This is a genomic window from Pseudomonas sp. ES3-33 (assembly GCF_000952175.1).
In the GTDB taxonomy this organism is placed as follows: Bacteria; Pseudomonadota; Gammaproteobacteria; order Pseudomonadales; family Pseudomonadaceae; genus Aquipseudomonas; species Aquipseudomonas gregormendelii.
Genome location: NZ_JZRI01000133.1, coordinates 1 through 23,577 on the forward strand (window position 1 = coordinate 1; position 23,577 = coordinate 23,577).

Genomic DNA, 23,577 nt, shown 5'->3' on the forward strand with positions numbered 1-23,577 from the left:
AGATGTGTATAAGAGACAGTTTTATATGTGCTCATTTTTTACACTTGAACGAGTTCAAGCATAAAAATTGACCTTGCAAGTAAATGTTTTACATCTTGCCTTTTGTAGATAAAACAGAAATTGATAGCTCTGCATGCACGTAATCCCAGACTTCTTTCGAGATTAAACCTCGACTTAAAAAATATTCAGCAGCCAGTAGTAGCCTTGGGGTGATTTGCTTTGCTTCTTGCATTTGGTCATGAGCTGCTAATTTAGCACAATATCTAGTCGCAACTTTTATTGCGACTTCTTCATCACTTATCTCATTACGAACCGCTTCACTAACTATGTTTTTATATTCTGCGGCCAAAATAAAACTCGAATTTAATTCGCTTTCAATTTTGTAGTCTTTCCGCAGTATATGTTTGACGATATCATAATGCTTTTGCCTCTTTGTAAAAAAACTAAACATTTCAGTTGTCCTACACCAAAAAATAGACCAGTTCGTTAACTATATTTCACGGCAAGGCATTTTGCCATCACGTCGTGGCCCCTTCTTGTTAGCATTTGCTACATAACGCAGTTAAATCTAAATGGTAATTATTCTAATGCTTCTTGTATGCCGTTATGCTTCGAGAGATAAAAAACAGTTAAATCACAGGTAAATCATGGACGTGTTGATCAAGTCGGCCTACCCCTGGGTCGACGAACTGAGCGGCCCGGCCAGCCTCGCGCAAATGCTGTTGAACAACCCCGATGGCCAAGGACGCCCTCGCCCGTCGCAGAAGCTCTGCGCCGGGCAGACCTTGCTGTGCAAGGCGCTGGGCCTGAAAGTGCCAATGTGGGACGCCAAGCGCTTTGACCATGAGGTGCTGCTGGTGGAAGACGTGGGAGCGGCACCGGCTCATGTGATCCAGACCACTCGACTGGGAATTCCCCAAGGACGGGATGAACACCTGATGTACCGCTTCGTCGATGCTGCTTATGCGCCCTATTGCACGCGGAACCCGCTGCGACGCGGGCAGGTCGAAGGGCGGGATTATATTTTGCTGAATTGAATAATCGAGCCCCCTGTAGGAGCGAGCTTGCTCGCGATGCTTTCCCGAGCGCCGCGTCGATCCAGACAGCACTCGCTAACGTTAGCGACCATCGCGAGCAAGCTCGCTCCTACAGGGTTCGGTGGTGTATTGAAGCCTGCGTTCGTCCACTGCGGACGCTTATAAAAATTCGATGGAGTAGTTTTTATGGGCCCATGGCTCGATAGCGTGACCGGATGGCTTGCGGCAAACCCGCAGTGGTTGGCCGCGGCTGTATTCATCGTGGCCTTCGTCGAGTGCCTGGCGATTGCAGGACTGATTGTCCCCGGTACCGTATTGCTGTTTGCCGTCGCAGTGCTGGCCGGCAGTGGCGCGCTATCCTTGAGCGAGACGTTATTCCTGGGATTTATCGCCGGCATATCGGGCGATATCGTGTCGTACTTCATCGGGCGACATTTTCACCAGAACATCCGTCGCCTGCCAGGCTTGCGCCATCATCCGGAATGGATTGCCGGCGCAGAGTCGTACTTCCAGCGTTATGGCATTGCCAGTTTGCTGGTTGGCCGCTTCATCGGCCCGCTGCGTCCCATGCTGCCCATGGTCGCGGGAATGTTCGACATGCCCTTCCCGCGCTTTGCCGCCGTAAGCCTGTTGGCTGCTGCTGGCTGGAGCGTCGCCTACCTCCTGCCTGGCTGGGCCACCGGCGCGGCGATTCGTCTGCCTTTGCCGGAAGGTTTCTGGCCGGAAGCCGGCATCGTGGCGGGCAGCATTGCGGTGATGGTCGGCTTGAGCATCACCAGCAGCATGCGTCGCCATCGCAAGGCGACGGTGTTGATTGCCAGCATGAGCCTGCTGATTCTGGCCGGGTTGTTCATCGGCTATCCGCACCTGACCGCACTCGACCAGGGGGTGATGACGCTGGTGCAGGAACATCGCAGCCCGACACTCGATGAAGTCGCCGTGACGCTGACGATTATTGGCGAATTCCGCAACATGCTGCTGTTCAGTGCACTGCTTGTGACCTTGCTGCTGGTGATGCGTCAGTGGCGCCAGGCAGTATTCGCCTGCGCAACCTTGTTGATCACGGCACTGGCCAATACCGGGACCAAACAGTTCTTCGCCCGGGTACGTCCGGAAATTCTCAGCGACCCACTGACCAGCTACAGCATGCCCAGCGGCCATGCCTCCGGAGCGTTTGCGCTGTTCCTGACCCTGGCGGTGCTGGCCGGTCGCGGGCAACCCCCACGCATGCGCCTGACCTGGCTGCTGGTGGGATGCCTGCCGGCGCTGGCGATTGCGTTGTCGCGGGTCTACCTGGGTGCGCACTGGCCGACCGACATTACGGCAGGGGCCATGCTGGCGGCCTGTGTCTGTGCGGCAAGCCTGTGGACAATACAGCGCGGTGAAGAATTGAAGGCCATGCCACCCAGGGTCTGGTGGCTGGTATTGCCGGCAATGGTGGCGCTGTTCGGCTTCTTTGCCCTGCGCCACTTGCCGCATGCCATGCTGCGCTACGCCTACTGAGGCGCAGCGCATTGGCGTGGTGATCAGGTGAACAACTCACCTTGCAGTTCATCGAGCAGTGCCTGGATGGCATCCAGGCGCTGCTGCGGATCATCGAGTTGCAGCAAATCGATCTTGTCCACTTCGGCGAACGGCAACAGATACGCCAGCTGATTGGCCAACGACTGCTGCCCGGTCGCTTCGGTCCCCATGTTCAAGGCCTCGACCATCGGGTGCTCGGCCAATGCCTTGAGCAAGGCCACCAGGTCCGCGTCTTCGTCCTGCAGCGGTTGCTCCGGCTCGTCTTCCAGCCACTCGACCTCGGCAACCGTCAACTGATCGCGCTGGACCTCGGTGCTCAGCACATTGAAGCGCCTGCCGCCTTGGACGCGGATGCCCAGCAAACCATTGGCCTGCTGCTTGAAGTCGGTGATCAGCGCTTCACATCCCACCAGCGCATAACCCTGCGGAGCAAGGCCGACCTCTTCGCCATCAAGGATGCACACCACGCCGAACCCGCCGCCCTGCTTCATGCAACGGCCGATCATGTCCAGATAGCGCGCCTCAAAAATCTGCAAGTCGAGGATGCAGCCAGGAAACAGCACTGTGTTCAGTGGAAAAAGCGGCAAGCTCATAGACATTTTCCTTACACCACCATCGACACCGCCAACGGCAGGAACACCGCCGTGGCCACGCCCATCAGACTCATTGCCAGCGCCGCAAAGGCGCCGCACTCTTCACTTTCCTGCAGGGCTACCGAAGTGCCCACCGCATGGGCCGTCATGCCCAACGCCATGCCCCGCGCCTCAGGGCTGTGCACGCCGAGCCGATTCAACAGGCCAGGCCCGAAAATCGCCCCGATCACGCCGGTTATGAGCACGAACACCGCCGCCAGCGCGGCCACCCCACCAATCTGCTCCGCGACCAGCATCGCAATCGGCGAGGTCACGGACTTGGGCGCCATGGTCATCAGGATCATGTGCTCTGCGCCAAACGACCAGCCCAGCAACACCCCAAGACCGGTAGCGACCACGCCGCCTATCACCAGCGTAGTAAATATCGGCCAGAACAACTGCCGAATGCGTCGCAGGTTCAGGTAAAGCGGCACGGCCAGCGCCACAGTCGCCGGCCCCAGGAGGATGCTGAGGATCTCGGTGCTCTTGCGATACTCGGCATAAGTAATGCCGCAACCTGCCAGCACTGCAATCACCAACAGCATGGAGACCAGTACCGGTTGTAAAAAGACCCAGCGGGTCTTCTCGAATGCCGCCAGCACCAGCTGGTAGGCGCCCAGCGTAATGCCGATGCCGAACAATGGATGGTGGATCACGGACGTCCAGGCGCCCTGCCAGTCAAAGATCATTGGCTGTCCTCAGGCGGCGCGTGACGCTTGACCAAACGCTGCATCAGCACCCCGGCGAACGCCATCGACAGCAACAGCGACAGCACCAGCGCGCCAACAATGGCCCAGAAGTCTGCGGCAATATCCTTGGCGTACACCATCACGCCCACGGCTGGCGGCACCAGCAACAGCGGCAGGTAGCGCAGCAGGCTGCCGGCTGCCAGGCTCAGTGGCTCGCCCACCTGCCCGCGACTGATCAGATACGCCAGCAACAGCAGCAGCCCGACGATGGGCCCTGGCAACACCGGCAAAAACAGGTGATTGATCGCTGTTCCCAGCAATTGGAACAGCACCAGCCATGTCAAACCTCGTAGCAACATCCTGGCCTCCCGCCAATCCCGTCACCCGCAATGGCGGGCCGAGCATTATAAGCATGCCAACGCTATGGACCGGCATTCGCCAAAAGCATGGTCAGTTGACCGCAGTAAACGGCCATGGTGATCTAAAGTGGTAATTCGGGAGGTCTGAGCCCCCCACCTCAAAACTATAAAACCGATGAACCCAAGGAGAGTCTCAATGCCCTATGTTCCAGTTGCAGAGCTCAAAGATTATGTCGGCAAGGAACTTGGAAGTTCCGAATGGCTCACCATCGACCAGGAGCGCATCAACCTGTTCGCCGAAGCCACCGGGGATTACCAGTTCATCCACGTCGACCCGGTCAAAGCCGCGCAAACGCCATTCGGGAGCACCATCGCCCACGGCTTCCTGTCGCTGTCGCTGATCCCCAAGCTGATGGAAGACATCCTCATACTGCCTGAAGGCCTGAAGATGGTGGTCAATTATGGCCTCGACAGCGTGCGGTTCATTCAGCCGGTCAAAGTCAATTCCAGGGTCCGCCTCAAGGTCGACCTGGCCGAAGTCACCGAGAAAAAGCCCGGCCAATGGCTCCTCAAGGCCACCGCCACGCTGGAAATCGAAGGCTCAGAGAAACCGGCCTACATTGCCGAACCCCTGTCGCTCTGCTTCGTGTAAATGATCCTGGATGCGAAGCAGCTCATGCTGTTTCGCGCCTTCTCCTGCTTTCCTGGCTATATAAGGTCATGGAGCTGCGGCATACTCGGTCGCCTAATTGCCCGGATCCCGCTATGCGCTCGATTGCCCTCCTCGCGTTGACCCTGTTGCTGACCGCTTGCGGAGACGGCGAATCGCTGCTGCCCCCTGACGCGCGCCTGCCGGACGGCGGACGCTATCGCGGCGAACTGGTAGATGGATTGCTGCAAGGCCAGGGCCGCGTCGATTATCCGAACGGCAGCTGGTATGCCGGCGAGTTCGACAAAGGCCAATGGCATGGCCAGGGCGAGTGGCACGGCAGCAATGGCGAAGTGTATCGCGGACAATTCAACCAGGGCCTGTTCGACGGCCAGGGTACGCTGACCACCAATGGCAGCAGCTATACCGGCGGTTTCAAGGCCGGTCGAAGGGACGGCGAAGGCACCCTCAAAGAAAACGGCATGACCTATCGCGGCGAGTTCAAGGCCGATCAATATTCAGGACTGGGTCGCCTCGAGCTCGAGGACGGCAGTTCGTATCAGGGCCAGTTCGCCCATGGCAAACCCAACGGTGAAGGCCAGCGCGGCGACGCCAGTGGCAACCAGTTCACCGGCAATTTTGTCGACGGTCAGCTGGAGGGTAACGGGACCTTCAACAGTGCCGATGGCGATATCTATGTCGGCAGCTTCAAAAACAACCAGCTGCACGGCAAGGGTCGCTACGAGAATGCCGATGGCGATGTCTGGCTCGGGCAGTTCAAGGAAGGGTCGCTCAATGGCAAAGGCGAACTGATTGGCGCCGATGGCAGCCATTACGTGGGTCAGTTCAGCGATTGGCGCTTCAGCGGCCCGGGGCGATTGAACCTTGCGGACGGCAGTTTCTATGTTGGCCAGTTCGACAATGACAGCTACTCGGGTCGCGGCACGCTGGTGTTGACTGACGGCACCGTGCAAAGCGGTACCTGGATCGCTGGCCAGCGGGTTCGCGATGCCGAAGGCAAGCTGCTGCCTGACAGCCTTGAGCTTGGCCTGCTGGCCCAGGGGCGGTTACTGGACGACGCGCTGGCAAGCGTGCCCGCCTCGACGCCAGCCGTCGAGCTCTACACCCTGACCCTCGGGGGTGATGGCAAGCAGAGCGTGTTCCTGCGCGAGTCCGATTACGTCAGCAACATGCTCAGCAGCCGTTTCGGTGCGTTTGGCCAGATCCGCCTGGTCAATCATCGCGACCATCTGGTGGATCGACCGATGGCCACCCGGGAAAACCTGCGCCGCGCCGCGGCGACCCTGGCCGAGCGCAGCGGGCCGGAAGACCTTATTTTCATTTACCTGACCAGCCACGGCACCAGCGAGCATGAACTGGTCCTGGACCAACCGCGCATGGAGTTGTCAGACCTGCCGGCAGACGAGCTTGCCGCAGTGCTGGCCCCGCTGAAAAATCGCGACAAGATCATCGTGATTTCCGCGTGCTACTCCGGTGGTTTCATCCCGACCCTCAAGGATGAACGCACCCTGATCATGACCGCCTCACGGGCTGATCGCGTGTCGTTCGGCTGCTCCGAGGAAGCCAACTTCACCTATTTCGGCGATGCCCTGTTCGCCCAGGCGCTGAACCAGACCGATGACTTGGAACAAGCCTTCAAGCTGGCCAGGGCCACCGTGGCCGAGCGCGAGCTGGCTGACAACTTTGAAGCATCCGAACCGCAGATCTGGGCGCCCAAAACCGTCCTGTCGCACTGGCAATTATTGCGCAAGCAGCAGGCACGCAAAGCGCTGCAAAGTGTGTCTGTCGACAGCAAGGATGCAAAGAGCAACTAAGCTGAACAGTATCAAGGGAGAAACACTATGTACTTGACGCCTCAGCACGTATTGCTTGCCGGAGCTACCGGTTTGACCGGTGAACACTTGCTTGACCGCCTGCTTAATGAACCCACGATTAACCGGGTATTGGCGCCCTCACGCCGGCCATTGGCCAAGCACCCCCACCTGGAAAACCCTGTCGGCGACCCGGCGGTGTTTCTGCCGCAACTCAACGGCCGCGTGGACATTGCCTACTGCTGCCTCGGCACAACCATCAAGCAGGCCGGCTCGGAACAGGCGTTCCGCGCCGTGGACCTGGACATGGTGGTGGCATTCGCCAAACGCGCCCGGGAGATGGGCGCTCGGCACCTGATCGTGGTCAGCGCGCTGGGAGCGGATCCGAAGTCATCGGTGTTCTATAACCGGGTCAAAGGCGAGATGGAACAAGCCTTGCGCGCGCAAGACTGGCCGCAATTGACTATCTGCCGCCCTTCTCTACTGCTGGGTGATCGAGTTGAGCCACGCCTGGCTGAAAAGGTCGTCGGGCCGTTATCCCGGCTGATTCCGGGCAAGTACCACGGGATCGAAGCCTGCCAACTGGCGCGGGCGATGTGGCGCCTGGCACTGGAAGAACAGGATGGGGTTCGGGTGGTTGAGTCGGATGAATTACGTAAGTTAGGTAAATAAGATCAAAAGATCGTCCGATCGCGGCCCGAGCCTTCGGCAACTCCTACGAAAAATGCGCAAATCCTGTAGGAGCTGCCGAAGGCTGCGATCTTTTGACTTTCACAATCCCCCGGTCGCCTGGAAACCCACGCCAATCACCGTCAACAACGACAACGGCAACAGCAGCGTATCCAGCAACGCACTCGCCGGCAGGTCTACGCCAGGGTAGCTGGGAGCCTCAGCGCCAAAGCGATCCATGGCGCAGCACCCGCCGTTCAAGGCATACAAGTCCAGACGAGTCCCCGAATAAACCACTGGCGCCCCGGGCTTGGCGGCATCCAGCGTGCGTGCCGTGGCACAGCCGCCCAGTTGCAGCGCGAGGACGATCAACAGCAGCTTATTCATCGCTGGTCAGATGGTGTTCGCCCCAACGCGGCAGCATGTCCTGGGGAATGTTCAGCAGGTTGAGAATCCGCGCCACGACAAAATCGATCAGGTCATCAATCGTCTGCGGCTGATGATAGAAGCCCGGCGATGCCGGCAGAATGGTCACGCCCATGTTCGACAGCTTGAGCATGTGCTCCAGATGAATGCTCGAATAAGGCGCTTCACGGGGCACCAGGATCAGCTGGCGACGCTCTTTCAAGGTGACATCGGCCGCCCGTTCGATCAGGTTGTTGCAGGCCCCGGTGGCGATGGCCGACAAAGTCCCGGTGGAACAGGGCACCACCACCATCGCCGCCGGAGCCCCGGAGCCCGAAGCGACCGGCGACATCCAGTCTTCCTTGCCATAGACGCGAATCTGCCCGGCGGCAGCGCCGGTGTATTCGGTCAGGAACGCCTGCATCATCTGGGTTTTCGGTGGTAGCGAAACGTCAGTCTCGGTGGCCATCACCAATTGCGCCGCCTTCGAGATCAGAAAGTGCACCTCGCGGTCTTCGCGCACCAGGCAGTCCAGCAGGCGCAAGCCGTATTGGGCGCCCGAAGCGCCGGTCATCGCCAGCGTGATGCGTTCCGGACCGTTGTTCATTGCAGCGCCTCGGCAAGTTTGCCGTGCAGGCCGCCGAAGCCGCCGTTGCTCATGATCACCACGTGAGTGCCGGGCTGGGCCTGGCTCTTCACGCGTTCGATGATGCCTTCCAGGGAATCACTGACAATCGACGGTACCGTGCACAGCGCGGCGGTCGCGCCCAGGTCCCAGCCAAGATTGGCCGGGGCATACCAGATCACCTGGTCGGCATCGACGACGCTTTCCGGCAGGCCATCACGGTGTGCGCCAAGTTTCATGGAGTTGGAACGCGGTTCGATGATCGCAATCAGCGGTGCGTCGCCGATTCGCTTGCGCAGGCCGTCGAGCGTCGTGGCGATAGCCGTCGGGTGGTGAGCGAAGTCGTCATAGATGGTGATGCCGCGAACTTCCGCCACTTTCTCCATCCGCCGCTTCACGCTTTTGAAGGCGCTCAGGGCTGCGATGCCCATGGACGGCACCACGCCGACATGTCGCGCCGCCGCCAGGGTTGCCAAGGCATTGGCAACGTTGTGCTGGCCTGTCATATCCCACTCCACCACGCCCTGGACCTTGTCTTCGAACATCACTTCGAATTTCGAGCCGTCTTCGCTGAGCAGCCTGGCCTGCCACTGGCCGCCGGCACCGGTGGTCTGCACAGGTGTCCAGCAACCCATGTCGATCACCCGGTGCAGGGCAGGCTCGGTAGTCGGATGGATCACCAGGCCTTCACTCGGGATGGTTCGGACCAAATGGTGAAACTGCCGTTCGATAGCCGGAAGATCCGGGAAGATGTCCGCATGATCGAACTCAAGGTTATTCAGGATCGCGGTGCGCGGACGGTAATGAACGAATTTGGAGCGCTTGTCGAAAAAGGCACTGTCGTATTCGTCTGCTTCGATGACGAAGAACGGCGTATCACCCAGACGCGCCGACACCGAGAAATTCTGCGGCACGCCGCCGATCAGGAAACCCGGGCTCATGCCCGCGTGTTCCAGCACCCAGGCGAGCATGCTGCTGGTAGTGGTCTTGCCATGGGTCCCGGCGACGGCCAGCACCCAGCGGCCTTGCAGCACATGGTCCGCCAGCCACTGCGGGCCGGAGACATACGGCAGGCCTTTGTTCAGGACGTATTCGACTGCCGGGTTACCGCGGGACATGGCGTTGCCAATCACCACCAGATCCGGAGCCGGGTCCAGTTGCGCGGGATCGTAACCCTGGGTCAACTCAATGCCCTGAGCCTCAAGCTGAGTGCTCATTGGCGGGTAGACGTTGGCATCGGAGCCCGTGACACGATGGCCCAGCTCTTTGGCCAGGACCGCCATCGAACCCATGAAAGTGCCGCAGATACCAAGAATATGAATGTGCATAGTCGACCTCGTAAAACATGGCCGCAGGTTAGCCTAGGGAGGCAAAATTCGCACCCTGTGTTTCAAGATCACCGCCTACCCTGTAGGAGCGAGCTTGCTCGCGAAAAACGTCAACGATGACGCGTGTATTCTGAATGAGCACATTGTTCTCTGGTTTTTCGCGAGCGAGCTCGCTCCTACAGGGATCGGCTTAGGCCGTGCTTGCGAAGTTTGCGATACAGCGTATTTCGGCTGACACCCAGCTGCTCGGCCGTGTGAGTCATGTGCCAGCGCGTTTGCTCCAGCGCATTGAGCAAGGCCAAACGCTCGGCATCCTCCAGCGGATGCTCCGATGGTGCGGGGGCAATATCCGTTTGCGGCAACGCCTGGCGAATCATTGCCGGCAAGTCCGCAAGACCGATCCGCCCGCCGTCGCACAACGCCGCCAAGGTGCGCAGCACATTGCGCAGTTGGCGCACATTACCCGGCCAGGCAAACCCGAGCAGCGCCTGGCGCGCAGGCTCTTCAATCAGCACAGCGTCCGAGCCGGCCTCCTCGGCCAGCAGGAAATCGAGCAACTGCGATTTATCGGAGCGTTCGCGCAGCGCCGGCAAGGCGACTTCGAGTCCATTGAGCCGGTAATACAAGTCTTCGCGGAAACTGCCGTCCTGCACCCGCCCCAGCAAGTTACGGTGAGTCGCACTGATGATGCGTACATCCACCGCCTCCGGTTCACCGCCGATCGGCACCACCTGGCGATCTTCCAGCACCCTGAGCAGGCGGGTTTGCAATGCCAGGGGCATGTCACCGATCTCATCCAGGAACAGGGTGCCGCCATCCGCCTGCTGTAGTTTGCCTCGCATGCCTTCCTTGCGCGCCCCGGTAAAACTGCCGCCGCGGTAGCCGAACAACTCACTTTCAATCAGGCTTTCGGGGATGGCCGCACAGTTGAGCGCGACGAATGCTTTTTCGCAGCGCTGGCTGGCGTTGTGCACAGCTTTGGCAAAAGCCTCCTTGCCCGAGCCCGTCTCGCCGTTGATCAGCAGCGGCACGTCACGCTCGAAGACTCGCAAGGACTTGCGAAAATCCTCCTGCAGCGACGTATCCCCCAGGCAAATGCCGGCAGGACGCGGTTGCTGCGGCGCTACCGGGCTCTTTACTAGTGGTGCCGCAACACTGCGCGATTGCCCGCGCAACAAGGCGAACAGGTTGCGCCCGTCACGGGTGCGCAGTGGCCAACTGGCGCTGGCATTGATACTTGCACGACCGAGCAGCTCGTCCAGCGAACAGTCGAAAAACGCCTCGACGGGCTTGCCGAGCAGCCCGCCGCGAATGTGCCCCAACAGATTCAGGGCGCTCTGGTTGACGGCGCTGATCCGCCCTTCCCCGTCAAATGCCAGCAAGCCTTCGCTGAACAGTCCGACGGATTCGGCTTGCAGGTGAAAGCGCAGCAGCCATTGATTATCGAAATAGCGCAGGAAATAACAGCTCTCGATCATCTTCGCCGAGAGGTTGACCAGGGCCATGGTGTGGAACTGGCTCTGGCGCGATACATCGTGGCGCGCCGAGGACACGTCGAGCACCGCCAGCAGCTCGCCATGCGGGTCGAACACGGGGCTCGCCGAACAGGTCAGGCCGGTGTGACGCCCGCGAAAATGTTCATCCTGGTGGATGGTCAGCGACTGACGCTCCACCAGGCAGGTGCCGATGCCATTGGTGCCTTCGCACGCTTCGCTCCAGTCGGCGCCCAGCCAGAGGCCGGCACGCTCGAAGATCTTGCGTTCGGCAGGCGCCGTGACACAGTTGAGAATCACCCCCCGGGCATCGGTCAGCAGCACGGCATGACCGGCGCCGGACAATTGCTGGTGCAGGCTGGTCATTTCAGTACCGGCGATATGCAGCACTTGCTGTAAGCGCTCGCGACTTTCCAGCACGCGGCCGTGCTCCAGCACCGTGGGCGCCATCGTCAGGGAAGGGTCAAGGTGATAATCCTCAAGACAACGCAGCCACGAACGGGCGATGGACGGATCACTGCCGGGGCCCTGCAGGTGGGATTTGCCCTGGGTGACGGTCATGACCTGCTGGGCATGACGGCTCAAATGGTTGTCTTGCATCTCTTATTATTCTCCCGAGAGGTCCTACGCGGTCCATCACGCCCACTGAGCATCCTCCAGGCTCCAGCGCATTGCAATGCTGGCAAGACTGCCCAGTCACAAGGTGTGGCAAATCCGGCACAAACTGTCACCCACGCTGTGCCGATACCGTCACAGCGCCCGCCCACCCGTCCGAGAAAAACCGCGCAACCCCTTGATTCCCCTGCCCTGCAAGGCAGTGGCCCAACCTTTGCTCTACGCTTATGGCAAGCGCACATGCGCCACTCCCTCAATAAGCATAAAAGCCAAGGAGAACCATCATGCGTTACGCTCACCCCGGTACTGAAGGCGCTATCGTTTCGTTCAAAAGCAAATACGGTAACTACATCGGCGGCGAGTTCGTCGCGCCTGTCAAAGGTCAGTACTTCACCAATACCTCGCCAGTCAATGGCCAACCCATCGCCGAATTCCCGCGTTCCACCGCCGAAGATATCGACAAGGCGCTGGACGCTGCACACGCCGCCGCTGACGCCTGGGGCAGCACTTCTGCCCAGGCCCGTTCGCTGGTACTGCTGAAAATTGCCGATCGTATCGAGCAGAACCTGGAAGTCCTGGCGATCACCGAATCGTGGGACAACGGCAAGGCCGTGCGCGAAACCCTGAATGCCGACATCCCGCTGGCGGCCGACCATTTCCGCTACTTCGCCGGTTGCCTGCGCGCCCAGGAAGGCAGCGCTGCCGAGATCGACGGCAACACCGTGGCCTATCACATCCATGAGCCCCTGGGCGTGGTCGGGCAGATCATCCCGTGGAACTTCCCGATCCTGATGGCCGCCTGGAAACTCGCCCCGGCGCTGGCCGCCGGTAACTGCGTAGTGCTCAAGCCAGCCGAGCAAACTCCACTGGGCATCACCGTGCTGATGGAGCTGATCGGCGACCTGCTGCCGCCGGGCGTGCTCAACGTCGTGCAAGGCTTCGGCAAAGAAGCCGGCGAAGCGCTCGCCACCAGCAAACGCATCGCCAAGATCGCGTTCACCGGCTCGACCCCGGTGGGCTCGCACATCATGAAATGCGCCGCCGAAAATATCATCCCGTCCACCGTGGAGCTGGGCGGCAAGTCGCCGAACATCTTCTTCGCCGACATCATGGACGCTGAAGAAACTTTCATTGAAAAGGCCGCTGAAGGCCTGGTGCTGGCATTCTTCAACCAGGGCGAAGTCTGCACCTGCCCGTCCCGCGCACTGGTGCAGGAGTCGATCTACGACGACTTCATGAAAGTGGTGATGAAAAAAGTCCTGCAGATCAAGCGGGGCGACCCGCTGGACACCGACACCATGGTCGGCGCACAGGCATCCGAGCAGCAGTTCGACAAGATTCTTTCGTACCTGGAAATTGCCAAGGGCGAAGGCGCGGAGCTGCTGACCGGCGGCAAGGTGGAAAAACTCGAGGGCAACCTGGCGACCGGGTATTACATCCAGCCGACCCTGCTCAAGGGCACCAACAAAATGCGCGTGTTCCAGGAAGAAATCTTTGGCCCGGTGGTGAGCATCACCACCTTCAAGGACGAAGCCGAAGCCCTGGCCATCGCCAACGACACCGAGTTCGGCCTGGGTGCCGGCCTTTGGACCCGTGACATCAACCGCGCCTACCGCATGGGCCGCGCCATCAAGGCCGGTCGCGTATGGACCAACTGCTACCACCTGTACCCGGCGCACGCCGCGTTCGGCGGTTACAAAAAATCCGGCGTCGGTCGTGAAACCCACAAAATGATGCTCGACCACTATCAGCAGACCAAAAACCTGCTGGTGAGCTACGACATCAATCCGCTGGGCTTCTTCTAAAACTCGCAGCACTTGCTCCCCCTGTGGGAGCGAGCCTGCTCGCGATAGCGGTTCACCCTTTCAACGCATCAGTTGAATGATCCACCGCCATCGCGAGCAGGCTCACACCCCACAAGGCCCACCCAAAACAATAAGAATGGTGAACCCTATGCCTAGCGAATCCCCTTCGGGCGTCCCGGCGACCGGCTCTTCCGTGGACTTTGAAAAAGTCGACTCGCAATACTTCCAGCAACGTGAACTGAAAAAAGGCGCCGCCGGCTGGGTCCTGCTGGTCGGCCTCGGCGTGGCCTACGTCATTTCCGGCGATTACGCCGGGTGGAACTTCGGCCTCGCCCAAGGTGGCTGGGGTGGCATGTTCCTCGCCACATTGCTGATGGCCACCATGTACCTGTGCATGTGCTTTTCACTGGCCGAACTGTCTTCCATGATTCCTACCGCCGGTGGCGGTTACGGTTTTGCCCGCAGCGCATTCGGCCCCTGGGGCGGGTTCCTGACCGGGACAGCGATTCTGATCGAGTACGCCATCGCACCCGCAGCGATCGCGGTGTTTATCGGCGCCTATTGCGAGTCATTGTTCGGCATTGGCGGCTGGATGATCTACCTGGCGTTCTACATCATCTTCATCGCCATCCACATCTTCGGTGTCGGTGAGGCCCTGAAGCTGATGTTTATCATCACCGCCGTTGCCGCGCTGGCCCTGGGCGTATTTCTGGTAGCGATGGTGCCGCACTTCAACGTCGCCAACCTGCTGGACATTCCCGTAACGGACGCCAAGGGCGCGAGCAGCTTCCTGCCCTTTGGTTACGTCGGCGTGTGGGCCGCGATTCCCTACGCGATCTGGTTCTTCCTCGCGGTCGAAGGTGTGCCGCTGGCGGCAGAAGAAACCAAGAACCCGAAACGCGACCTGCCCCGCGGCCTGATCGGCGCGATGCTGGTACTGGTGAGCTTTGCCCTGCTGATCCTGGTCATCGGGCCCGGTGGTGCAGGTGCCAACGCGCTGCTGACCTCGGGCAACCCGCTGGTCGAAGCCTTGAGCAAAGCGTATGGCGGTTCGACCTGGATGGGCGGCTTCGTCAACCTGGTGGGCCTTGCAGGCCTGATCGCCAGCTTTTTCTCGATCATCTATGCCTATTCGCGGCAGATTTTCGCCCTGTCCCGCGCCGGCTACCTGCCGCGCAAACTGTCTGAAACCAATAAAAGCAAAGCACCGGTGCTGGCGCTGATCATTCCAGGGATTATCGGTTTCGGCCTGTCGCTGACCGGCCAGGGTGACCTGCTCATCCTCGTGGCCGTGTTCGGCGCGACCATTTCCTACGTCCTGATGATGGCCGCCCACATCACCCTGCGCATTCGCCGCCCCAAAATGGATCGGCCATACCGTACGCCGGGCGGCATCTTCACCTCCGGCGTAGCCCTGGTACTGGCCTGCATCGCGGTAGTGGCGGGCTTCCTGGTGGATCCGCGGGTGGTCATCGGCGCAGCGATCATCTATGGAGTGTTAATTGCTTACTTTGCGTTCTACAGTCGGCATCACTTGGTAGCAGGCACGCCCGAAGAAGAGTTCGCGGCGATTCAGGCCGCTGAAAAAGCCTTGCACTGACCGCCGCAAACCACGGCGCAGGCCCGGCCTGCGCCGTCACGGAGAATCTGTATGGCTAGTTTTGCTCACACCGTCGGCGCCCAGGTCTATCGGTTCGAAAGCCTCAAGGACGTCATGGCCAAGGCCAGCCCGGCACGCTCCGGGGACTTCCTGGCCGGCGTTGCCGCGCTCAACGACGGCGAGCGGGTGGCCGCGCAAATGGCGCTGGCCGACATCCCGCTGACCCACTTCCTGCAGGAAGTACTAATCCCCTATGAAGCCGACGAAGTCACCCGGCTGATCATCGACACCCACGACAAGCAGGCCTTCGCGGTGGTCAGCCACTTAACCGTCGGCGGTTTTCGCGACTGGCTGCTCAGCGACCACGCCGACGAACAGAGCCTGCGCGCCCTCGCACCTGGCCTGATCCCGGAAATGGTCGCTGCCGTGTCGAAGATCATGCGCGTACAGGACCTGGTGCTGGTCGCGCAGAAGATCCGCGTGGTCACCCGGTTCCGCGGCACGATGGGCTTGCGCGGCCGGCTCTCCACTCGCTTGCAGCCCAATCACCCCACCGACGAACCCGCCGGCATTGCCGCGAGCATTCTCGATGGCCTGCTGTATGGCAACGGCGACGCCATGATCGGGATCAACCCGGCCACCGACAGCATCGCCTCCATCTGCGCGATGCTGGAAATGCTCGATGCCATCATCCAGCGCTATGACATCCCGACCCAGGCTTGTGTGCTGACCCATGTCACGACCTCCATCGAAGCGGTCAATCGCGGAGTTCCCCTGGACCTGGTGTTCCAGTCCATCGCCGGCACCGAAGCGGCCAATGCCAGTTTCGGCATCAACCTCAATGTCCTGCAGGAAGGCTACGACGCCGGGCTAAGCCTGAATCGCGGCACTCTGGGGCAGAACCTGATGTATTTCGAGACCGGCCAGGGCAGTGCGTTGTCCGCCAACGCCCACCACGGGGTCGATCAACAGACTTGTGAAACCCGGGCCTACGCCGTTGCGCGACATTTCAAACCGTTCCTGGTGAACACGGTGGTCGGGTTTATCGGCCCCGAATACCTGTACAACGGCAAGCAAATCATCCGCGCCGGCCTCGAGGATCACTTCTGCGGCAAGCTGCTGGGCGTGCCCATGGGCTGCGACATCTGCTACACCAACCACGCTGAAGCCGACCAGGACGACATGGACACCCTGCTGACCTTGCTGGGCGTTGCCGGGATCAATTTCATCATGGGCATCCCCGGCTCCGACGACATCATGCTCAACTACCAGACCACCTCGTTCCATGACGCGCTCTATGCCCGGCAGACCCTGGGCCTGAAACCCGCGCCGGAATTCGAACAGTGGCTGGCCAGGATGGGCATCTTTACCCAGGCGGAAGGCAAGGTCCTCTTCGGCAACAACCTGCCCCCGGCTTTCCGCCAGGCCTTGGCGCAATTGGGATGAGTGTTGATATGGACAAACCACCTGTTGATCCGCAAAACCCCTGGCTGGAACTGCGCCGCCTGACACCGGCGCGGATCGCCCTCGGACGAACCGGCACCAGCATGCCCACCAGTGCCCAGCTGGACTTCCAGCTGGCCCACGCCCAGGCGCGGGACGCGGTGCATCTGCCGTTTGATCACGCCGCTATCAGTGCACAACTCGATCAACGCGCACGTCAAAGCCTGCTGCTGCGCAGTGCCGCCACCGACCGCCACAGCTATCTGCAACGCCCCGATCTGGGCCGGAAATTGAGCGACGAGTCGGCCCAGACCCTGCGCGACCACGCACAAGCCAACCCCGGCGGAGTGGACCTGGTCATCGTGGTGGCCGACGGCCTGTCGGCGCTGGCCGTGCATCGGCACACCCTGCCTTTCCTGGAGCGCATGGAAGAACAGATCCAGGCCGAAGGCTGGTCAGTGTCGCCGGTGATCCTGGTGGAACAGGGTCGAGTCGCCGTGGGTGACGAAATCGGCGAGCTGCTGGGCGCAAAGATGGTAGTCATCCTGATTGGCGAACGCCCCGGCCTCAGCTCGCCGGACAGCCTGGGGCTGTACTTCACCTACAACCCCAAGGTCGGACTGACCGATGCCTATCGCAACTGTATTTCCAACGTTCGTCTCGAGGGCTTGAGCTACGGCATGGCGGCCCATCGCTTGCTGTACCTGATGCGCGAGGCCTGTCGGCGGCAGTTATCCGGGGTCAATCTGAAGGATGAGGCCCAGGTGCAAACCCTCGAAGCGGACCCGGACGTTGAGATGAAAGGCAACTTCCTGCTCAGCCCGCCAGAAGCCTGAACCGTTTCCGCATTGCGTTTGGCCTGCGGTTTCAGGCAGGATCGACGCACGGCTGCCGAGTGAGAACCGTTCGCCGCCAGAGCACGTGAAGACAGCCACTTGAAGACGAGACCTATCGATGCGGATTATTCAAGCGACCCTCGAACACCTGGACATGCTGACCCCGTTATTCGTCAAATACCGCGAGTTCTATGGCTCCCTGCCTTATCCGGACTCATCCCGGGCGTTCCTCGAAAAACGCCTGCGTCGCAAGGAGTCGGTGATTTACCTGGCCGTATCCGATGACGACAGCAAGCTGATGGGCTTCTGCCAGCTGTACCCAAGCTTTTCTTCGCTGTCGCTCAAACGCGTGTGGATCCTGAACGACATCTACGTCGCCGAAGATGCCCGGCGCCAACTGGTGGCCGACAATCTGATCCGCACTGCGAAGAAGATGGCCAAGGACACCAACGCCGTGCGCATGCGCGTTTCCACCAGCAGTGATAACGAAGTCGCGCAGAAAACCTACGAGTCCATTGGCTTCAAGGAAGACACCGAGTTCAAGAACTACGTGCTGCCGATCAGCGACGAACTCTGAGCGGTACACCCGGAGCTCGAGACTGAGGGTGCACGCTCACCCTCTACTGAGGGAGCAAGCTCACCTTCTACTGTGGGAGCAAAGCTTGCTCGCGATAGCGGTGGCACATTCATCTCAGTTGCTGCATGACACACCAGATCGCGAGCAGCCCACACAAAACCCTGCCGAATACACCGCCGGTCTCCCCGACATCCCCCGCTACAAACTCAACGGGCTTTTCAGTTGTCAGCTCGTATAATGCCGACCTTTTCGGCTCGTAAGAAAAACTACATCCCCTTGTAGGCCTTTTCGCGCAGTCATTCGCACAGGCTTGCTGAGTCGGGCCGTCACCACAGGTGCTTTCCATGGATTTCAACCCGCTCGACCTTATCCTGCATCTCGACGTCTACCTCGATTTGCTGGTCAACAACTACGGGCCATGGATCTACGCCATTCTGTTCCTGGTGATCTTCTGCGAGACCGGCCTGGTGGTCATGCCGTTCCTGCCGGGCGATTCCCTGTTGTTCATCGCCGGTGCCGTAGCCGCCGGTGGCGGCATGGACCCGGTACTGCTGGGAGGCCTGTTGATGCTGGCGGCCATCCTCGGCGACAGCACCAACTACGTGATCGGACGAACGGCGGGCGAGCGCTTGTTCAGCAACCCGAACTCGAAAATCTTTCGTCGCGACTACCTGCAGCAGACCCACGACTTCTACGACAAGCACGGTGGCAAAACGGTGACCCTGGCGCGCTTCCTGCCGATCATCCGCACCTTCGCACCGTTCGTAGCCGGCGTCGCCCGGATGCCTTACCCGCGCTTCTTCTTTTTCAGCGTACTGGGCACCATCCTCTGGGTCGGCGGGCTGGTGACGCTGGGCTACTTCTTCGGCAACGTACCGTTCATCAAGACCAACCTGTCGTTGCTGGTGGTCGGCATCATTCTGCTGTCGCTGATTCCGATGATCATCGGTATCGTGCGCAGCCGCATGGGTGGCTCCAGCTCCAAAACCGCCCAACACTGACCGGCCATGTGGTCCCTGAGCGCCTGGCGGCGCCAGCGCATCCTGGCCAAGCACCCGATTGCCGACGACCTGTGGCAACGGGTGCGCCATCATTTGAGCTTCCTCGACGGCATCAGCGCCGAGGAAGACCAGTGGCTGCGTGAAGCCAGCGTGCTGTTCCTCGACGATAAACACCTGACCGCCCTGCCCGGCGTCGAACTGCACCAGGAACAGCGCCTGCTGTTGGCCGTCCAGGCGCAATTGCCGTTGCTGCACCTGGGTGACCTGAACTGGTATCAGGGTTTTCACGAGATCGTTCTGTACCCGGATGACTTCCTCAGCCCTCAGCGCCATCGCGACGCGAGCGGCGTCGAGCATGAGTGGGATGGCGAACACAGCGGTGAAGCCTGGCAGCAAGGTCCGATCATCCTCGCCTGGCCGGGCGTGATGGCCAGCGGCGGCTGGGAAGGCTACAACCTGGTCATCCACGAACTCGCACACAAACTCGACATGCTCAACGGCGACGCCAACGGCCTGCCGCCGCTGCATGCCGACATGCGGGTCAGCGACTGGGCCCGGGTCATGCAGCAGGCGTACGACGACCTCGATGGGCAACTGGACCACGATCCCGACGCCCAGACCGCCATTGACCCGTACGCCGCAGAGAATCCTGCGGAGTTTTTTGCCGTCACCAGCGAATACTTCTTCAGCGCCCCGGATTTGCTGCACGAGGCGTATCCTCAGGTCTACGAGCAACTGAAGCTGTTTTACCGGCAGGACCCGCTCGCCCGGCTGCGGCAACTTCAGGCCGAAGACCCGGTCTATCAGGCACACGACTAAGGTCTCTACGACCCTTGGTACGTGGCATCGACGGCGGAATATGCCTATAATCGCCGCCACTTTTTGGTCAATCCGGCCAAGTGTTTTTGGTCAACTAACGGGGGCACCGCCCAATGAGCTACAGCAAGATTCCGGCTGGCAAAGACCTGCCGAACGACATCTACGTCGCGATCGAGATTCCGGCCAACCACGCGCCGATCAAGTACGAAATCGACAAAGACAGCGATTGCCTGTTCGTTGACCGTTTCATGGCCACCCCGATGTTCTACCCGGCCAACTACGGTTTCATCCCGAACACCCTGGCTGACGACGGTGACCCCCTCGACGTGCTGGTCGTAACCCCTTACCCGGTTGCCCCAGGCTCGGTGATCCGCGCTCGTCCGGTCGGCATCCTGCACATGACCGACGACGGCGGCGGCGATGCCAAAGTCATCGCAGTCCCGCACGACAAGCTGTCCCAGCTGTACGTCGACGTGAAGGAATACACCGATCTGCCAGCCCTGCTGCTGGAACAGATCAAGCACTTCTTCGAGAACTACAAAGACCTCGAAAAAGGCAAATGGGTGAAGATCGAAGGTTGGGGCGACGCAGAAGCAGCCCGCACCGAGATCATGAAGTCGGTTGCGGCCTATAAAGGCTAAAGAAGCCGCTTCAAGCGTCAAGCTTGCAGCTTCACGAAAAACCCCGGAGATCCGGGGTTTTTTGTGGGCGCTGAAAAAGCGCCTTAAACGACATGTTTAACAACAAGCCGAATTGGTTTTTCTTTGTTTAATTTTCCTACAAAGCGTCTTACATCCCGTGGCAAAAATCAGGCGATATTTGAACGGCTCGTTGATTCAAAGCCTTGGCCCGCCGCATTAAACTCGCGTTTATGAAAAAGAACAAAACCTGTGGCAAACGATTCAAGGCAGCCCTCGAGGAAGCGAAGATCACGACGACGGCATTCGCCGACTTCCTGCAGATCTCCAATGCGCAAAACGTCCATAACTGGTACACCCGAGGCGTGCCCGAGTACCGCATGGAAGAAGTCGCCAGGATTCTGTCCATCAACAGCGCCTGGCTGAAAATCGGCGAAGGCCCCAAGGACGCCACGGAAGCGCGCCAGATCGAAAACACCGGCAACATCTTCGACGCTCATGCAATCCGCGGCACCTACCAGGTAATCGAGCCGACGGATGTCGAAGTGCCCTTCTACAAGGAAATGCCAATTACACCCGGCTCCAGCAAAACCCACGTCGGCAAGGACCCGGAAAACTTCATCCGCCTGCCCCGCTGCGACCTCGACTCCCTGGAAATCAAATATTCCGACGCCATTTGCGCACGAATGATGGGCAACAGCATGGCCGAGAAAATCGAAGACGGCTCCCTGCTCGCAATCGATCGCGGACTCACTCAAATCATCGACGGCGAGATCTACGCCGTCGAACACGATGGCATGCTCCTGATCAAATACCTGCACCGCGTACCCGGCAACGCCATTCGCATGCGCAGTCACAACAACGCCCAATACCCCGACGAAGTCTTCCGCCCGGCGCAAATCGAAGAAGAAAACATCCGCGTGCTTGGCTGGGTCTTCTGGTGGTCCACCCTCAACAAACGCCGGCCGATCGTGCCGTTCCTGTAAACCTGACGAACTGACCTGTAGCAGCTGTGCAGCTAGCTGCTACACACCGAAACGCTCTACCGGCCACATCACACTGGGAATTGCCCACAAAAATCAGTATGCTGCGCCCCACATTTGCGCATCGACCCTTCCGAGGCCCAGATCGCACCGACCTGGCAGATGATTTTCTCCCCAGGTCCCACAGCCGGACGCAAGAGCCGGGTGTACGTTTTGAAGGCTGGCGCGGTTTACCAAAAATGAATCAAGCCAGTCCCCGAGAAGCCGGCCACAAGCCGGCTTTTTAATTGTCCAAAATAATCCTATCCCATCCGAGAACACTGCCGATAGCCTAGCTATCACGGGCGTTTCAGGCACCCCCCTGTCCGATGGTGTTCGATACCATTTGACCTCATCCGACGATGAAGTGGGGGGACAGGTGGGGGGACAAAAGGGACGAGAGGGGAAATCCAATGGGTAAGCTGAATCCGAAACAAGTCGAAAACCTGACCGAACCCGGCACCTACGAAGATGGTGATGGGCTTCGCTTGGTCGTCAAACCTACAGGGCGCAAATCCTGGCTGCTTCGCTTCCAACTGGCAGGCCGTCGCAGAGAGATGGGCTTGGGCTCTTATCCTGAAGTCAGTCTTAAGAAAGCCAGGCTTGAAGCCAGTACCAAACGCAGCCAATTGAGCGACGGGGTCGACCCGCTAGCCGCTCGCGACATCGAGCGCGCTGCTCAACGCGAAGCACAGCGCGCCAGCGAGGCGAAACAGCTGAAGTTCGAAACACTCGCGAAAGAATACTGCGAAGCGCATGGGGGCACATGGTCAGAGAAATGGCGTAAAGGCTGGCTGCGCAAGCTGGAACTTTATGCGTTTCCCCACATCGGCAAATTTTCAGCTGAGGAGATTGGGACTACCCAGGTACTGAAGGTGTTGCAACCAATCTGGGCCACCAAAACTAGAACTGCCGACGAGGTACGCGGGCAGATTGAACAGGTTCTGGATGCAGCCAAGGCACGCAATCTACGAGAGGGTGAGAACCCTGCACGCTGGCGCGGGCACTTAGACAATCTGTTGAGTCGTGCTGAAAAGAAAAAGGCTCGAAAGCGTGAGCACTTTGAAGCTTTGCGCTGGCAGGATGTGCCGGCGCTGATGACCAAGCTCCAGGCAAACTCCTCACCGCCATCTTGGGCCGCTCAACTGCTGATCATGACCAGCGCACGCGCTCACATGGTCAGGTTCGCTCGTTGGGATGAATTTGATTTGAAGGGGGGCACGTGGTCACTGCCAGATGAGCGAATGAAGATGCGAGTGGCTTTCGTAATTCCGCTTGCCGAGGAAGTCGTAAAGCTGGTGAATAGCATTCCGCGAGATGAGGGAAGCGTCTTTCTATTCCCTGGTCAGGGCAAGACAGGGGTCATGCACGCAAACGCAGTACGAACGCTACTGCATGGCATAGGGTACGAGCACATCACCCGTCATGGATTTCGGTCCTCCTTTCGAGATTGGGCCGGTGAATGCACTCACTACCCACGTGAGGTTTGCGAAATGGCGCTTGCGCATGATGAGCGAGACCAGACTGAAGGGGCTTACTCTCGCTCGGACTTTCTCGATAAGAGGCGCTTACTTATGAATGAATGGAGCAAATTTGTAACCTCTCCAACTGCAAGCCTAGCACTTACTGACTGATACCTCAGACCAACCACTAACAACGTATAAACGGAACGCAGCCCATGAAAGAAAACTCACCAAGTCATGATTTTGACGAGGACATTCCCCAAGACCCAGTGTCCGCAATCATTGGAAATGACGGAATAGAAAAACGTTTGAGCATCCTAGTAAACCGGCTTGACGACTACATGGAAGATGAATTTGGAGAGCGAGCCGCAAAAGAGGAAATAAATGAATACTTACAGGCGATCCTCAGCGGACAAATCACCAAAAAAACAATACTGAACTACAACACAGAAAGATTATTGAGCAAAGATTTATCTATAAAAAAGGAAAACTCAATAATTCTTTCCTTTATATATA

At 59.3% G+C, this 23,577-nt stretch carries 23 protein-coding genes and 1 pseudogene; 16 read left to right on the forward strand and 8 right to left on the reverse strand.

The genetic code is table 11. The features are described 5' to 3' along the window. Positions 1-88: 88 nt before the first annotated feature. Positions 89-451, reverse strand: coding sequence for a hypothetical protein (locus tag UB23_RS22565; protein WP_032895147.1), 363 nt, complete (start codon positions 449-451; stop codon positions 89-91). Positions 452-653: 202 nt separating this feature from the next. On the opposite strand from UB23_RS22565, the pseudogene UB23_RS22570 reads away from it, so the two are divergent. After that, positions 654-1,037: pseudogene (locus UB23_RS22570) on the forward strand (DNA-3-methyladenine glycosylase); the annotation flags it as partial. 186 nt (positions 1,038-1,223) lie between these two features. Next, the gene (locus UB23_RS22575; protein ID WP_045061507.1) at positions 1,224-2,540 is read left to right on the forward strand and encodes a bifunctional DedA family/phosphatase PAP2 family protein; all 1,317 of its coding nucleotides are present in this window, start codon (positions 1,224-1,226) and stop codon (positions 2,538-2,540) included. A 23-nt stretch (positions 2,541-2,563) separates the two neighbouring features. Here the strand turns inward: UB23_RS22575 and UB23_RS22580 are convergent, their stop codons facing one another. From UB23_RS22580 to UB23_RS22590, 3 genes are read right to left on the reverse strand one after another with little or no spacing between them, the layout of a single operon-like run. Continuing rightward, on the reverse strand, positions 2,564-3,154 hold the full coding sequence (locus tag UB23_RS22580; protein ID WP_045061508.1) for an LON peptidase substrate-binding domain-containing protein: 591 nt from the start codon (positions 3,152-3,154) through the stop codon (positions 2,564-2,566). A gap of 11 nt (positions 3,155-3,165) precedes the next feature. Next, the gene (locus tag UB23_RS22585; protein WP_045061509.1) at positions 3,166-3,882 is read right to left on the reverse strand and encodes an LrgB family protein; all 717 of its coding nucleotides are present in this window, start codon (positions 3,880-3,882) and stop codon (positions 3,166-3,168) included. Then, the gene (locus UB23_RS22590) at positions 3,879-4,241 is read right to left on the reverse strand and encodes a CidA/LrgA family protein (RefSeq protein WP_045061510.1); all 363 of its coding nucleotides are present in this window, start codon (positions 4,239-4,241) and stop codon (positions 3,879-3,881) included. The genes UB23_RS22585 and UB23_RS22590 overlap by 4 nt, the downstream gene beginning before the upstream one ends. A gap of 196 nt (positions 4,242-4,437) precedes the next feature. On the opposite strand from UB23_RS22590, the gene UB23_RS22595 reads away from it, so the two are divergent. The 3 genes from UB23_RS22595 (at position 4,438) to UB23_RS22605 (ending at position 7,394) form a co-directional block, all read left to right on the forward strand. Further along, entirely contained in the window at positions 4,438-4,893 is a 456-nt protein-coding gene (locus tag UB23_RS22595) for a MaoC family dehydratase (protein WP_045061511.1), read from the forward strand. A gap of 113 nt (positions 4,894-5,006) precedes the next feature. Next, a complete protein-coding gene (locus tag UB23_RS22600) occupies positions 5,007-6,725 on the forward strand; it encodes a C13 family peptidase (protein WP_045061512.1) in 1,719 nt (572 codons plus the stop codon). A gap of 27 nt (positions 6,726-6,752) precedes the next feature. Then, a complete protein-coding gene (locus UB23_RS22605; RefSeq protein ID WP_045061513.1) occupies positions 6,753-7,394 on the forward strand; it encodes an oxidoreductase in 642 nt (213 codons plus the stop codon). 99 nt (positions 7,395-7,493) lie between these two features. Here the strand turns inward: UB23_RS22605 and UB23_RS22610 are convergent, their stop codons facing one another. From UB23_RS22610 to UB23_RS22625, 4 genes are all read right to left on the reverse strand, one after another. Further along, entirely contained in the window at positions 7,494-7,778 is a 285-nt protein-coding gene (locus UB23_RS22610) for a YceK/YidQ family lipoprotein (protein ID WP_045061514.1), read from the reverse strand. Then, complete coding sequence (gene ubiX / locus UB23_RS22615; protein WP_045061515.1) at positions 7,771-8,403, reverse strand: flavin prenyltransferase UbiX; 633 nt, start codon at positions 8,401-8,403, stop codon at positions 7,771-7,773. Before ubiX ends, UB23_RS22610 begins: the two co-directional genes overlap by 8 nt. Next, positions 8,400-9,749 carry a UDP-N-acetylmuramate:L-alanyl-gamma-D-glutamyl-meso-diaminopimelate ligase gene (gene mpl / locus UB23_RS22620; RefSeq protein ID WP_045061516.1) on the reverse strand — a complete coding sequence of 450 codons (1,350 nt, stop codon included), beginning with the start codon at positions 9,747-9,749 and terminating at the stop codon, positions 8,400-8,402. The genes ubiX and mpl overlap by 4 nt, the downstream gene beginning before the upstream one ends. 176 nt (positions 9,750-9,925) lie before the next feature. Next, positions 9,926-11,842 carry a sigma-54-dependent Fis family transcriptional regulator gene (locus UB23_RS22625; protein ID WP_045061517.1) on the reverse strand — a complete coding sequence of 639 codons (1,917 nt, stop codon included), beginning with the start codon at positions 11,840-11,842 and terminating at the stop codon, positions 9,926-9,928. A 299-nt stretch (positions 11,843-12,141) separates the two neighbouring features. On the opposite strand from UB23_RS22625, the gene exaC reads away from it, so the two are divergent. The 11 genes from exaC to UB23_RS22680 form a co-directional block, all read left to right on the forward strand. Beyond that, positions 12,142-13,662 carry an acetaldehyde dehydrogenase ExaC gene (gene exaC, locus UB23_RS22630; RefSeq protein WP_045061518.1) on the forward strand — a complete coding sequence of 507 codons (1,521 nt, stop codon included), beginning with the start codon at positions 12,142-12,144 and terminating at the stop codon, positions 13,660-13,662. A gap of 148 nt (positions 13,663-13,810) precedes the next feature. Continuing rightward, the gene (eat, locus tag UB23_RS22635) at positions 13,811-15,262 is read left to right on the forward strand and encodes an ethanolamine permease (RefSeq protein ID WP_045061519.1); all 1,452 of its coding nucleotides are present in this window, start codon (positions 13,811-13,813) and stop codon (positions 15,260-15,262) included. 51 nt (positions 15,263-15,313) lie between these two features. Beyond that, positions 15,314-16,708, forward strand: a complete 1,395-nt coding sequence (locus tag UB23_RS22640; protein ID WP_045061520.1) for an ethanolamine ammonia-lyase subunit EutB — start codon at positions 15,314-15,316, stop codon at positions 16,706-16,708. 8 nt (positions 16,709-16,716) lie between these two features. Next, entirely contained in the window at positions 16,717-17,541 is an 825-nt protein-coding gene (gene eutC, locus UB23_RS22645; RefSeq protein ID WP_045061521.1) for an ethanolamine ammonia-lyase subunit EutC, read from the forward strand. Between the two features lie 118 nt (positions 17,542-17,659). Next, entirely contained in the window at positions 17,660-18,118 is a 459-nt protein-coding gene (locus UB23_RS22650; protein ID WP_045061522.1) for a GNAT family N-acetyltransferase, read from the forward strand. 344 nt (positions 18,119-18,462) lie between these two features. Beyond that, positions 18,463-19,119, forward strand: coding sequence for a DedA family protein (locus UB23_RS22655; RefSeq protein WP_045061523.1), 657 nt, complete (start codon positions 18,463-18,465; stop codon positions 19,117-19,119). 6 nt (positions 19,120-19,125) lie between these two features. Then, entirely contained in the window at positions 19,126-19,938 is an 813-nt protein-coding gene (locus UB23_RS22660) for a zinc-dependent peptidase (protein ID WP_045061524.1), read from the forward strand. Positions 19,939-20,051: 113 nt separating this feature from the next. Continuing rightward, complete coding sequence (gene ppa / locus UB23_RS22665) at positions 20,052-20,579, forward strand: inorganic diphosphatase (protein WP_045061525.1); 528 nt, start codon at positions 20,052-20,054, stop codon at positions 20,577-20,579. Positions 20,580-20,809: 230 nt separating this feature from the next. Then, entirely contained in the window at positions 20,810-21,562 is a 753-nt protein-coding gene (locus UB23_RS22670; protein WP_045061528.1) for a S24 family peptidase, read from the forward strand. 449 nt (positions 21,563-22,011) lie between these two features. Further along, on the forward strand, positions 22,012-23,232 hold the full coding sequence (locus UB23_RS22675) for a tyrosine-type recombinase/integrase (protein ID WP_045061529.1): 1,221 nt from the start codon (positions 22,012-22,014) through the stop codon (positions 23,230-23,232). 44 nt (positions 23,233-23,276) lie between these two features. Further along, on the forward strand, positions 23,277-23,577 hold a 301-nt coding region (locus UB23_RS22680; protein ID WP_045061526.1), incomplete at its 3' end, for a hypothetical protein.